This is a genomic window from uncultured Gimesia sp. (assembly GCF_937919775.1).
Classification (GTDB): domain Bacteria; phylum Planctomycetota; class Planctomycetia; order Planctomycetales; family Planctomycetaceae; genus Gimesia.
This window is the reverse complement of record NZ_CALFPF010000437.1, coordinates 1-12,663: the sequence shown is the minus strand read 5'-3', so window position 1 is coordinate 12,663 and position 12,663 is coordinate 1. Positions and strand designations below refer to the sequence as shown.

13 protein-coding genes and 1 pseudogene are annotated in these 12,663 nt (G+C 52.6%); 9 read left to right on the top strand and 5 right to left on the bottom strand.

Annotated elements, in window-relative coordinates:
• Positions 1 to 25: 25 nt before the first annotated feature.
• Entirely contained in the window at positions 26 to 409 is a 384-nt protein-coding gene (locus Q0294_RS12320) for a hypothetical protein (protein WP_299465532.1), read from the bottom strand.
• 16 nt (positions 410 to 425) lie between these two features.
• Here Q0294_RS12320 and Q0294_RS12315 point away from each other — a divergent pair, with 16 nt between their 5' ends.
• From Q0294_RS12315 to Q0294_RS12300, 4 genes are all read left to right on the top strand, one after another.
• Positions 426 to 932, top strand: coding sequence for a hypothetical protein (locus Q0294_RS12315; RefSeq protein ID WP_299465529.1), 507 nt, complete (start codon positions 426 to 428; stop codon positions 930 to 932).
• Positions 862 to 3,996 carry a PVC-type heme-binding CxxCH protein gene (locus Q0294_RS12310; protein ID WP_299465526.1) on the top strand — a complete coding sequence of 1,045 codons (3,135 nt, stop codon included), beginning with the start codon at positions 862 to 864 and terminating at the stop codon, positions 3,994 to 3,996. Before Q0294_RS12315 ends, Q0294_RS12310 begins: the two co-directional genes overlap by 71 nt.
• A 51-nt stretch (positions 3,997 to 4,047) precedes the next feature.
• Positions 4,048 to 5,565 (top strand): sulfatase, encoded by a 1,518-nt coding sequence (locus Q0294_RS12305; protein WP_299465523.1) that lies wholly within the window; start codon positions 4,048 to 4,050, stop codon positions 5,563 to 5,565.
• A gap of 403 nt (positions 5,566 to 5,968) precedes the next feature.
• Entirely contained in the window at positions 5,969 to 6,424 is a 456-nt protein-coding gene (locus Q0294_RS12300; protein WP_299465520.1) for a hypothetical protein, read from the top strand.
• Between the two features lie 18 nt (positions 6,425 to 6,442).
• Here Q0294_RS12300 and Q0294_RS12295 read toward each other — a convergent pair whose 3' ends face one another.
• The 4 genes from Q0294_RS12295 to dprA are packed head-to-tail and all read right to left on the bottom strand — an operon-like array spanning position 6,443 to position 9,882.
• Positions 6,443 to 7,171: a hypothetical protein gene (locus Q0294_RS12295; RefSeq protein ID WP_299465518.1), complete on the bottom strand. Its 729-nt coding sequence runs from the start codon at positions 7,169 to 7,171 to the stop codon at positions 6,443 to 6,445.
• A gap of 17 nt (positions 7,172 to 7,188) precedes the next feature.
• Positions 7,189 to 8,025 (bottom strand): ferritin-like domain-containing protein, encoded by an 837-nt coding sequence (locus Q0294_RS12290; protein ID WP_299465515.1) that lies wholly within the window; start codon positions 8,023 to 8,025, stop codon positions 7,189 to 7,191.
• Between the two features lie 8 nt (positions 8,026 to 8,033).
• Entirely contained in the window at positions 8,034 to 8,711 is a 678-nt protein-coding gene (locus Q0294_RS12285; RefSeq protein WP_299465512.1) for a class I SAM-dependent methyltransferase, read from the bottom strand.
• 40 nt (positions 8,712 to 8,751) lie between these two features.
• Positions 8,752 to 9,882: a DNA-processing protein DprA gene (gene dprA / locus Q0294_RS12280; RefSeq protein WP_299465509.1), complete on the bottom strand. Its 1,131-nt coding sequence runs from the start codon at positions 9,880 to 9,882 to the stop codon at positions 8,752 to 8,754.
• Between the two features lie 193 nt (positions 9,883 to 10,075).
• Between dprA and Q0294_RS12275 the strand changes: the two genes are divergently transcribed.
• From Q0294_RS12275 to Q0294_RS12255, 5 genes and pseudogenes are all read left to right on the top strand, one after another.
• Positions 10,076 to 10,222 carry a hypothetical protein gene (locus Q0294_RS12275; protein WP_299465506.1) on the top strand — a complete coding sequence of 49 codons (147 nt, stop codon included), beginning with the start codon at positions 10,076 to 10,078 and terminating at the stop codon, positions 10,220 to 10,222.
• 12 nt (positions 10,223 to 10,234) lie between these two features.
• Positions 10,235 to 11,113, top strand: coding sequence for a sulfite exporter TauE/SafE family protein (locus Q0294_RS12270; protein WP_299465503.1), 879 nt, complete (start codon positions 10,235 to 10,237; stop codon positions 11,111 to 11,113).
• 26 nt (positions 11,114 to 11,139) lie between these two features.
• On the top strand, positions 11,140 to 11,721 hold the full coding sequence (locus Q0294_RS12265) for a DJ-1/PfpI family protein (protein WP_299465500.1): 582 nt from the start codon (positions 11,140 to 11,142) through the stop codon (positions 11,719 to 11,721).
• 51 nt (positions 11,722 to 11,772) lie between these two features.
• Positions 11,773 to 12,258, top strand: a complete 486-nt coding sequence (locus tag Q0294_RS12260) for a DUF423 domain-containing protein (RefSeq protein WP_299465496.1) — start codon at positions 11,773 to 11,775, stop codon at positions 12,256 to 12,258.
• A 78-nt stretch (positions 12,259 to 12,336) separates the two neighbouring features.
• A pseudogene (locus tag Q0294_RS12255) lies at positions 12,337 to 12,663 on the top strand (peptidase M19); the annotation flags it as partial.

The following is a 12,663-nucleotide window of genomic DNA, read 5'->3' as shown; positions in this document are numbered from 1 at the left end:
GTAATAAGTTTCTGGACAACCTTCCTCAAATGTCTTTGCGGATTTCTCCCATGGTGTCGGGGGCGATCAGTTCCAGGGTCACACTGCGATCATCGATACCCACGCAGCCGACATAAACATCGCCTAAGCAGCCGGCTTCTCCGGGGGCGAGTGTGAGGAACTGAGTGACTGGTTCCGCGATTAAAGTGATGCCGCGCGAGAGATAGTGATCGCGTTTGATCCAGCCTTTGCGTTCCAATGCACGCAGATGACACATGACGCCGTTGGAAGATCGAATGCCAAACTGGTCGCCAATTTCCCGCACCGTTGGCGAAAGACGCTGCTGTATGATTTCCTGTTTAACAAACGTGTAGATGGCGTGTTGTTTTTGTGTCAGTTTCTGTCGGGTGGATGCCTCGGTTGTTTTCATTGTTTTGATCCCTGTGATGAAGTGGTTTGATGTGCGTTACGTGAGGAATTATAGCGGCAAAAAAGCGATCTCTTTTTTTCAGAAGGGACCTCAAAACAGTGAAAAGACAAACGCCGCCGCATGCCGCCGTTCCAAGAAATCCGGCGCCACGCTCCGCCCTTTGACGCCGGAAAAAGATGAGATTTTTTTATTTTTTCAGCGCGTGAAATCCACGGCGGCAGCGGACAAGAGAAACTTTGCTGATCACGTGCGGAGAATTCGCCATGTCAGTCGAGAGGCAGCGGGTTGGAAATTTCACGCGACGCGGTTCAGGTCAGGAAATCGGGAAATCTTCAGATTCCTGTTTGAGAACAATCTTTACTTTGTTTACAATATCAGGTCCTCAGGCTCTGGTGTCCTTTTCACTGTAGCCAAACGATCTGTGTTCTTCCTTACCGATAAAGGTACTTTCCGTGAATCAACGACCGTTCCGCGTATCCGTTTTGAGTTGTTCGCTTGCCTTTTTTCTGTTCTGTTTTTCTGATGCGGGATTCACTCAGGCAGAAGATCTGCCCCGTGTTCCAAAAGGATTCAGTATTGAACGCGTGACGAATAGTGAACTGACCCGATACCCGATGATGGCAGGTTTTGATGATCGCGGCCGGCTGTTCATTGCCGAAAGTTCCGGAGAAAACACAAAGGCTCCGCAGTTGATCAAAGAGCCGAAAAGCATGATCCGCATGCTGGAAGATCAGGATGGCGACGGCCGCTTCGATAAAAGTACGGTTTTCGCCGACAAGCTCACACTGCCGATGGGCGCGCTCTGGCACGATGGTTCTTTGTATGTCGCCAGCCCTCCCAATATCTGGAAGCTGACCGATCATGACGATGATGGCGTGGCCGATGAACGCAAAATTATTGTTGACTCCTTTGGTTTTTCCGGAAACGCGGCCAGCATTCATGGCTGTTTTCGTGGCCCGGAAGGCCGCCTGTACTGGTGCGATGGCAGACACGGCCATGAGTTTAAAGACAAATCCGGCAAGGTGACCAGCAAAGGTCTGGCGGCGCGCATTTTCTCCTGCAAGCCAGATGGCTCTGATATCGAAGTTCATTGTGGCGGCGGCATGGACAATCCGGTTGAAATCGATTTCACTCCCGAAGGGGAAATGATTGGTTCGGTCAATATCCTGATGTCGCGTCCCCGCGTGGATTGTCTCGTGCACTGGATGGAAGGGGGCGTCTATCCGCACTTCGAAGATTGTGTCGCGGAATTCAAACGCACGGGAGACCTGCTGGGACCGATTACCCGGTTCGGACACGTCGCGGTTTCCGGGATGTTGCGGTATCGTTCCACACAGTTCGGGCCTGAGTATCAGGGAAATATTTTTACCACCATCTTTAATACTCACAAAGTGATTCGCTCGCAACTCGTGCGGAGTGGTGCGACGTTTGAAACTAAAGAAGAGGATTTTCTGGTCTCCGATGATCCTGATTTTCACCCCACCGATATCGTTGAAGACGCCGACGGCAGTCTGCTCGTGATTGATACGGGGGGCTGGTTCCGCATTGGTTGTCCGCAGTCCCAGATTTCCAAGCCGGACATTCACGGTGCAATTTACCGGATTCGAAAAACAGGGACGCCGACTCTGCAGGACCCTTATGGTTTAGCGCTGGACTGGAAATCGTTGTCCTCAGATCGACTGCTGCAACTGTTGAATGATTCGCGTCCTTTCATTCAGCAAAAGGCAATGGATCAATTGACAAAAGTCGGTGATCTCGCTGTGCCTCTGCTTGCCAGGGTGGTTGCTTCACCGGCTGGTTCTTTTTATAACGATACCAGCAAACGGAATGCGGTCTGGACGCTGACGCGCATCGGCAGTGAACAAGCCCGGGCTGCGATTCAGGGGGGCCTTGATTCATCTGAGACGGTGCAGATGACCGCCGCCAAGAGCCTGGGATCGCTACGTGATTCACATTCCATTCCACAGTTATCTCAGCTGGTCAAAGAGGGGAAACCGGCGATTCAACGCACTGCAGCGACGGCGCTCGGACGCATTTGTGAAGCGGGCCGCCGTGAATCTGTCTCAGAGAATGAATTGCAGACAGTTGTGGAATCCCTGTTCCACGCCTTGAAGTCGGGCTCTCCAGATCGGACATTGGAACACGCCTTGATCTACGCTCTGATTCGCATCGACCATCGAGAGCTGGTGCTGGCGGGATTAAATGATTCCAGTCCCGCTGTGCGTCGGGCTGCTTTGATTGCCCTGGACCAAATGAATTCCGGGAACCTGACTCGCGAACTGGTGACGCCGTTATTAGACACGGATGATCCGGCGCTCCAGAAAGAAGCACTCACGATTATCGGCGAACACGCCGGCTGGGCCGGTGAAACATTGAGTTTACTGAAAACGTGGCTGAACGAAGAAAGCCTGAGTGAAGAGCGGTCTGCTGTTTTACGTGGATTTTTAATTGCTCAGTCGGCTGATCAGGAAGTGCAGTCGTTGATTGCCCAGTCATTAACCGGTTCCCAGACATCAGTGCCTGCGAAAAGTATTTTGCTGGAAGTGATTCAACGCTCCTCATTAAAAGAGTTTCCGGTCCTCTGGCGAACTGCGCTGGAGCAGACGTTAAAAGCAGCGAATCCCGCATTACAGATTCTGGTCGTGCGGATTGCCCAGACACATGATCTGCCTGAGTTGAGTGAATCATTGAAGTCGCTGGCGCTGGATGAAAAACAGCCTGCCACACTGCGGATTGAATCGCTTTCCGCCGTCGGTTCTCAATTGCACAAAGTGGATCAGAGTACGTTTGATTTTCTGATGTCGCGGATGAACGAAGATTATCCGCCCCTGGATCGCCTGGCGGCAGCGCGGGCCCTTTCCGGTTTGCCTCATTCCGGCGAACAACTGATTCAGTTATCCCAGCAGCTGGACGCACCGGGGCCTCTGGCATTGCCGGTTTTATTGAGGGCTTATGCGAAAAGTACCGATGAAGCAGTCGGTCTGGCGTTGATCACCGGGTTGAATGGTTCGTCGGCTGCGACAAACCTGTCGGCTGATGAGCTGGCGAGCCTGCTGCAGAAGTATCCCGAATCGGTTCAGCAGGCGGCTGGGCCGTTGTTGAAAAAACTGGGCGTGGATCTGGCGCAGCAGAAAGCGCACCTGGAATCACTCAAGCCTTTGTTAACGGAAGGTCGGCTCGAAGAAGGGAAAAAGATTTTCTTTGGCAAGAAAGCTGCCTGCTCTGGATGTCATGCAGTGGAAGACCTGGGGGGCAAAGTCGGCCCTGACTTGACTCGCATCGGGGCGATTCGTACGGGAACCGATTTACTGGAAGCAATCGCTTTACCCAGTGCAAGTTTTGCCCGTGGCTATCGTTCCTATCTTGTCGTGACGGATGCAGGCAAGATCTATACCGGCGTGATCAGTCGGGAATCGACGGACACGGTTTATCTGAGAACAGCCGACCTGTCGGAAGTGCGGATTGCCCGTGATGAAATTGAGGTGATGAAAGAATCGCCCACTTCGATCATGCCTAAAGGGCTTGAGCAGCGTCTGACCACTCAGGAAATTCGGGATTTGCTTGCTTACCTGCAGAACCGCAAGTAAAGTGGAATTCAGAGACTCATTCTGAATTTTACTTACCGTTAAAGGTGCGCTATGTTTAATGGTTCTGTCGCGTTACGTGTGTTGTTCTGTTTCATACTCATATCGAAACTAGTATCAGCTGTTGAGACGCAGGCCGCTGAGAAACAACAGCGGCCGAATATTCTGTTTGCGATTGCCGATGACTGGGGCTGGCCGCATGCGGGCGCTTATGGTGACCCGGTGGTGAAAACTCCTACGTTTGACCGACTGGCGCGAGAAGGGGTTCTGTTCCAGCATGCGTATGTATCATCTCCTTCCTGCACGCCTTCGCGGGGCGCGATCCTGACGGGTAAATATCATTGGCAGTTGGAAGCCGGCGCCAACCTGCACTGCATTTTTCCTGACAAATTCGAAACGTATCCGGAAGTTCTCAAGGAGCACGGTTATCAGGTCGGTTATACGGGCAAAGCCTGGGGGCCGGGACGCACGGAAACCCCCGCGCGCGAACTGGCGGGCAAACGCTATAAAAACTTTCAGGAATTTTTGGATCACCAGGACAAGTCAGCTCCGTTTTGTTTCTGGTTAGGCAGCAGCGATCCTCATCGACCGTATGCAGCTGGTTCGGGTGTGAAGAGTGGCATGGATCTTTCAAAAATCAAGTTGCCGGCCTGTTTTCCTGATGCGCCCGAAGTTCGCAGTGATGTCGCCGACTATTACTGGGAAGTGCAGCGGTTTGACCAGCTGGTGGGAGACGCGCTGGCGTTACTCGAAAAACAGGGCGAACTGGAGAACACGATTGTGTTCATGACCGGCGATCATGGCATGCCTTTCCCTCGCGGAAAAAGTTGTCTGTACGATACGGGGACCCGTGTCCCTCTGGCAGCGCGGTGGCCTGCGAAAATATCCGCAGGGCGCAGCGTGACGGATTTTGTGAGTCTGATTGATTTAGCGCCTACGTTTTACGAAGCAGCCGGTATTGCGATTCCCGCAGATGTCACCGGTCGCAGCCTGCTGCCGATTCTGTCGGATTCGAAATCGGGGCGCGTGACCGCGGATCGGGGCGAGATCTATTTTGGAAAGGAACGGCATGTCCCTTCGCAGGAAATCCCCGACATGGGTGGTTATCCGTGCCGCGCCATTCGCACGGATGATTTTCTCTATATTCATAATTACCGGCCCGACCGCTGGCCTGCGGGAACACCCGATTATCAGAAAGCGGCGATTCCTGGCACATGGTACGGCGATTGTGACAATGGACCGACCAAGACCTATATGATTGAAAACAAAGACAAAGACGCGAATCACCGCCGCCTGTACGAACTGGCATTTGGCAAGTTGCCTGCGGAAGAACTGTATGATCTGAGAAACGACGCTGACCAACTCACGAATGTCGCCGCGGAGGCGATGTACCAGACGATCAAAACAGAGTTAGCAAAAAAATTGCACCAGCAGTTGATTGCTACACACGACCCGCGCGAACTGGGGCAGGGGGCTGAACTGGAAAAGCACCCCTATCTCGGCGGCGGTCCGAAGCATCCGAGTCTGGAAGTCAAACAGAAAAAACGGGCTCAGCAGAAGCAGACGAAGTAAGCAAAGTGGATTTTCCTTTTCAGCATGTCTCTTTAGCGGGATGACAGACTGAGAATCACACACTGTCAGCCTGCCGACTCGTTCGCATAAACAGTGATCGTACATTCGTCGATGAGGAATCGTTCCTGCACTGTCTCCTGTTTCCTTTGCGTGATCGCTGCCATTTGGTTGAAAACGGTGATTGGGATGGAAACGCATAACTCACTGTTATGGATGGAGATACGCGTGAGTTGCCTGCACCGGTCGGCCCATAATAGGGAATCAGATCGCAAATTTTCCTGTTCTCATTCCAAATTAGCTGGATGGAATGTAGCGATTATTCCGATTAGACAACTATTGCTGGTTGCAGATCTGAGATCGTGCGCAGCGTTTCAAGTTTTGGTTTCTGAGTGGAGTGATACGCATGAGTGGTGTTGGATCAATCAATAGCAATCCTTCGATTTACCAGAGCATTCGGTCTGCAGGGGGTAATCCAACAGACGAGGCCGCTTCAACGGGCTCCGGCCAGTTTGACGCACGCATCACAAACGCGCTGCAGGAAGCCGGTATTGATCCGGAAACTGCTGAAGCACTCAAAGCCGATCTGAAGGCTGCCTTTGAAAAGTTCCGCTCGTCCGGTGGAAATGATCCAGAGGAATTGAAATCGGCAATCAATTCGGTGTTCGAACAATACGGCTTGAACGCCGAAGACATTCTCGGGGCGCGTGCAAATCAAGCCGGCTTCGGCGGAGAAGAAGCGGGTTCTGTGACAAGTATTTCCAGTCTGCTGGGAGCCTTGTTCAGCAAACAGGAAGAAAGTGGCGCACTCTCTGCCAATTCCCTGCTCGACGGTTTGATCGGTCTCGATGCCAGCGCATAAGCGCTTGCAGAGATTCACTCAGGATTTCGCTTGAAGCCACGACCGGATCGACGCCGCGACGGTAGCCGATTTTTTCTCGAGTGTATCGATTTCAAGACGAAGCGCTGATCCGCCGACAGAACAAAAGGCTCTGCAGTTCTTTTCCAGATCATCCAGTAACAGAGCGTTCCGAAAATCGAGCCCATGATTGCTTAGCCAGTCTCCGTAGAAACGGAGCGCGTCTTCGCTTTTCAAAATGCCTCTTTCGCTTGAGCAGAGCAGGTCATCGAAGAAGCATGCTGTCTCCGTGATGGACTGCGTTTCGTCTGCATCAGCGGAAACTGGTTTTCGCCGATTGCCTTGGAAACGCCGGATGGTCTGATCAAAGCAGTCCATATTGTCGGTTGCCAATACGATCCATGTGCCGTTGTTCTGTGCTGCCTGTAGAATTTGAAGTAACCGACGGTTTGTGCGCATCCGCTGGCAATCTTCGAACAGTTTGCGCAGCAGGTAATCGGGCTTGTATTGTTTGCCCAGTTTGATCTGCATGGAATCAATGACTTCGCCTGCGGGAACGCTGCCGCGCATCCAGTCGCGGACGAGCAGATCATTCTGGCTGAAGAGCTGCTTTACCGCCTCGGACAGTTGCCCGTGAAGTGGATGCCGAGGATTGTTGAGAATCGAGATCCAGAATGGATCGCGCGACAATAAGCCGTGCCAGTCGACAAAAATCACTTTGTCCCAGATGGGTAGGCTGGCTTGAGTCAAAGTGCGTACTCCTGAACTTATTCCGTTTTCTGATCCAGGTTTTTCGGTTTCTGGTTGGGCCGCTGATCGGTGTGCGCTGACTGATAAAGTTGTTCAATGAATTCGTCGGTCATGCCCGTGTGTTTGCGGCCTTCGCGGTTGAAGGTATCGCCTACCGAGAGCGCTGCGCGCACGGGCCAGTGCAGATGTTGTTCGTAGGTTTCCCAGTCCGAGAGATGATCCGGTTTCAGCTTACGGAGCCAGTGCAGGCCGAAGGCGACGTGTTGAATTTCATCGCGATAGACGACTTTCATCAAGGCGGCACTGCGCTGATCTCCCGCGTCGAGGAAATACTGTTCGAACTCAAGCGTATGATCGAGATTGCGTCCTTCGAAGGTGAGCGGGAGCCCGGCCAGATAATCAAGCACGCTTTCGTAGCTGAGTGCTTTTTTCCAGATGTAACAGTTCACAGGCAGGCTGCCGAATTCGAGCCCGAGAACCGAGGCGCGTTCTTTGTGCATACGGGTGTGACGCTGTTCATCGGCCATGATCTTGCACATCCCCTGACGAAATTCCGCAGGAGCCTCGGGGAACGCGCACAGGATATAAGCCATGACTTCCAGGGCCTGCAGTTCATGATTGGCCATGATGTGATGGGCGAGCGCCCGTTTTTCCTGCTCGACTAAGGCAGTCGGTTTTGGCATCGACGGCGCGGTGCGGGGTGCTGCAAACTGTAAATTCGCGGGGCGCACCGGTTCTTTGATGCGTAACGGTTCGCCCGGTTTCCCGTCTGTGAGTGGCTCAGAAGCGGCGGCCAGTTTTTCATCCAGTGAGTCGCTGAGCAGGACGCGTTCTGCAAATTCGCGAATTTCCATAGGTAATGTTAGTTTGTCTTTGAAGGATTGTATTGAGCTCGAAACAGGGCGACGCAGCCAATGACTTTCAGTTCCACGTCAGTATAACGCTGGGAGAGCTGAAATTGTAACTCATCCAGCTGATCTGCAGAATTGCTGAAGATTTGTTTTCGATTGTAAAAATCCATCAAACGCCGGGCGGTGAGTCCTTTGGGAACTCCTTCGTGCAGGATGGTCGAGCCGGAAATGATGGCTCCCGGATTCAGCCAGGGAGCCAGGTGATCAAACAGGACTGCTTTTGATGACAGATCGCCGGGCAGACAATGCAGCAGATAATTCAAACTGACCGAGTCAAAGCGACGCGGCTGGTCGGGCAGCGGCTGCAGGACATCTGCCTGGTAGACTTCGGGTACATAACGGCTGGCGCGATTGGCGGTTGCTTCCAGACTGTTGGGATTCAAATCGAGCAAACCGAGTCTGACTGGAGAATCCGGAAATGTGCAGTGCTCGAGATAATAGCCGGTCCCCACGCCGACATCCAGATGATTGGCAGTCAGACTTTGATTCAACCAGCGCAGGATGTTTTTCGTACGACATTTCCAGATCAGCGAATTCGAAATTCCCAGGACCCAGAGATCATAGACCGACAATAATTTTTTCGAGTAGACCGCTTGACCGGCGAAACTCTCTTCAGAGGCATTATTCATATTGCGAGTGTAATAGAATTCGTCTCGAATTCAAACTCGATCAGCCGGTTGCTCTGACCAGGTATCCGCCGGGCAGGCGTTTGACCACTTTTCGCATTTCCAGAATGGTGAGCGTGGACAGGATGCGCGAGGAATCGAGGCTGCTGGATTGTACGATTTCATTGAGATGCTGTGGTTCCAGTGTGATCAGATTCAGGATATCCCGTTCAAATTCGCTCAATGAGAGTTCACGGGGTATATGCACTTCCCGGTTTTGTGCGGTCATTACAGGAGTCTTCGCCGGGCCAAGACCTTCCAGAATATCATCCACGTTTCGAACGAGCATGGCGCCATCGCGGATCAGATCATGACAGCCGGCACTGGCGGGGTGATCGATGCGCCCGGGAACCGCGAACACTTCGCGCCCCTGTTCATAAGCATGGCGCGCGGTGTGGAGCGCGCCGCTTTTGCGTCCGGCTTCGATCAGGACGACTCCCATCGAGAGACCGCTGATGATTCGATTGCGTTGCGGAAACAGGCCGGCGACCGGTGCCTGATCGAGGGGGAATTCGGTGACGAGTGCCCCCTGGTTCGCCACTTGTTCTGACAGCTCCAGATGTTCGGGAGGGTAAATGTGCGAGAGTCCGGTGGCCATGACGGCGATGGTTCTTCCGCCTGCTTTGAGTGCGCCCTCGTGTGCGGCGCGGTCGATGCCCCGCGCCAGGCCGCTGACAACAGTGATGCCCGCACGCGCCAATGAACCAGCTATTTTTTCGGCCTGTTGTAAACCGTAAATAGTACATTTTCGCGAGCCGACAATGGCGACCGCCAATTCGTCTTCCGGCAGTAGATTCCCTTTGCAATAAAGCAGGGACGGAGGGTCAGGCATTTCTTTCAGCAGCGAGGGATAATCGTCAGCCTCTTCAAAGAGGATCTGATAACCGTTTTCGCGACAGCGTTTTAATTCGTCTTCAGCGGTGGACTTTGCAGTACGGTAACAGATCGCGTCTGCGATTTTATTTCCGATTCCGGGAACGTTCAGCAATTCCTGGCGAGTCGCTGTCAGGATCTGGGAGGGGGTACCGAATTGTTCCAGCAATGCGCGACGGGTGCGCGGCCCGACTCCCTGAATCAGATTTAACTGAATCTGATCGAGAAGCTGCTGTTCTGATTCAGGGGATATCTCGCCCATGTTTTTGAGTTCCTCTCGTCGTTGCCTGCAGCAAGAGATGTGTTCACGAACGTACATGTTCTCATGTGAGTTATGAAAAATCAACTAAGAACGGCGCGCAATTTCGGGGAAGCCGGTTCTCACGCTTGACAGCGACCGTGGTCAGCCTCTAAACACGAAGCACACTAACGTAAACTCAGCAAAGGCCAAACAAATGCTGGACAAGATTTTCTTTATCATTGCCTGCATTATTATCCCCGTTCTGTGGGGGGTGATCGTGAATTGGATCTTTAATCAATGGCAGGATCACTCGTCTGATCGCTCGGATGACGATTATATTTTCCCCGACTATCAAATCTGAGGCGACGTTCGGATGGGCTTTGGATGGATCGATTTTTTACTGATTTCTTCAGCGGGAGGCCTGATCGGTTTCCTGGCGGGAATGTTCGGTGTCGGCGGGGGATTTCTGCTGGTCCCTATTCTGAATATCGTGTTGGGGATCCCGATGGAACTGGCGGTTGGTGCCAGTGCCTGTCAGGTATTGGGGCCTGCGACCACTTCGCTGCTGGCGCGAAAAGTCCGAATCCGTGATTTGTTTTTTCCGCTGGTGATGACCGGAGGCCTGTTACTGGGAGTCCTTGCCGGCACTGGCGTGCTGGAGCATGCGAAAGCAGTCGCCGCGATCAGCGTGAATGGGAAGACAATCATCGTCGCGGATCTGGTTGTCCTGATTATCTATTTCCTGATGCTGGTCAGTCTGGGGGTGATTTCTCTGAGGAGCGCCCGACGTACCGATGCGGAACTTCGCGGCGCACTTTTGAAAGATCGTTTTCAGATGCCTCCGCTGGCACGTTTCCCCGGTTTGTATGACGGGAAACTTTCGATTCCTCTGATCGCCTGGTTTGGGCTGGGGCTCGGTTTGATTTCCGGTCTTCTGGGCATCAGTGGTGGTATATTACTGTTGCCTACTTTGATCTTTGGACTCGGAATTCCCACGCACCGTGCCATTTCCTGCAGTCTGGTGATTGTCTGGATTGTGGCATTTCAATCGACAGTGGCTCACGCCTGGCATGGCAATATCAGTCTGATGATTGTGATCGCGCTGCTGTTGGGAGGGACTGTGGGTGCCCGCCTGGGTTCTGATCTGAATGCCCGACTGAAAGGCCTGCAGTTAAGACAACAGTTTGGCTGGTTATTACTGGCGGTGGCTCTTATGATTGGGGTGCGTCTGGTGTTTCTGCTGGCTGGTTAAAAAACATCAAAATAAGAGAGAATGCAATGGCAAAAAAAAACATCCTGTTTTTAACAGGCGATTATGTCGAAGACTATGAAATCATGGTTCCATTTCAGGCACTGCAGATGGTCGGATATCAGGTCGATGTCGTCTGTCCCGATAAAAAAGCCGGTGATCTCATTCGAACAGCGATCCATGATTTCGAAGGGGATCAGACCTATTCCGAAAAACGGGGACACAATTTTACCCTGAATGCCTCATTCGCGGATGTGAATCCCGACAATTATACAGGGCTGCTGATTCCCGGCGGACGGGCTCCCGAATACATTCGTCTGAATGAACGTGTGCTGGAGATTGCGCGGCAGTTTTCCACAGCAGGCAAACCGATCGCCGCCATCTGTCATGGATTACAATTACTGGCAGCAGCCGGAGTGCTGAAAGGCAAGAGTTGCACCGCGTATCCTGCCTGTGCGCCGGAAGTCAATCTGTCGGGGGGCACGTATGTTGAGACGTCCATCGATGGGGTACACGTCGATGGCAATCTGGTTTCCGCGCCTGCCTGGCCCGCTCACCCGCAGTGGCTGGCAGCCTTTTTGAAAGTTCTGGGAACAAAAATTGAGTTGTAAAAAACGCTGATCGCAGGTTGTTGAATCATTTCTGAAATCGGAGATACGCGGATGTCTTGCTGTTCTTTCAACTGGTCCACCATCGGAGCGGTTCTGGCCGGCTTTGCAGTGATTCTGGGGGCATTCGCCGCGCATTGGCTCGACGGTCATTTCGCGGAGAAATATGAGGGGCAGGTCAAAATTGTCGGTGGTGTTGAAGTGCCGGCGTCTCAGAAGTATCTGAATGACTTTAAAACCGGCGCACAGTATCAAATGTATCATGCTTTGGGTTTGCTGCTGGTCGGTTTTTCAGGGCTGACTTCACAAAAGAAAAAGCTGTTGAACATTGCGGGCTGGTGTTTTCTGCTGGGGATTATTTTTTTCTCTGGCAGTCTTTACGTTTTGACACTGAGCGGTCAGACTTTCTGGGGAGCGATTGCGCCGATTGGGGGCTCGTTGTTCATTGTCGGCTGGTTTGCGCTGGCTGCAGGAATCTGTTCCTGTGGAGGGGGCTCGTCCGATGTGATCTCCGGCCCCGAAACTCCTTCCTCTACATGATGCCACCATTGTGTGGCTGTTATTTAATAAAATGATCTGAAACGATCATTCCCACCTTCATTCAGGATTGATGAACTCATGCTGATATTTGATGCACACCTTGATATGGCCTGGAATGCCTGCGAATGGAACCGGGATCTGGAATTACCCGTCAGTGAAATTCGGAAGTTTGAAAGACAGTTCGAAAACATAATCCCCGGCGAAGCCACGGTTTCCTGGCATGCACTGCGAAAAGGGGGCGTGGGGATGACGATTTCCACACTGCTGCCCCGTTTGCACCGCAAAGATGCGGCTTTGACGCACTATCAGTCAAGAGAAGCCGCCTATGGGGTGGCGATGGGGCAATTGGCGTATTACCGGGCGATGACAGAAATCGGAGTGCTAAGAGAGATTTCTGACAGTGAC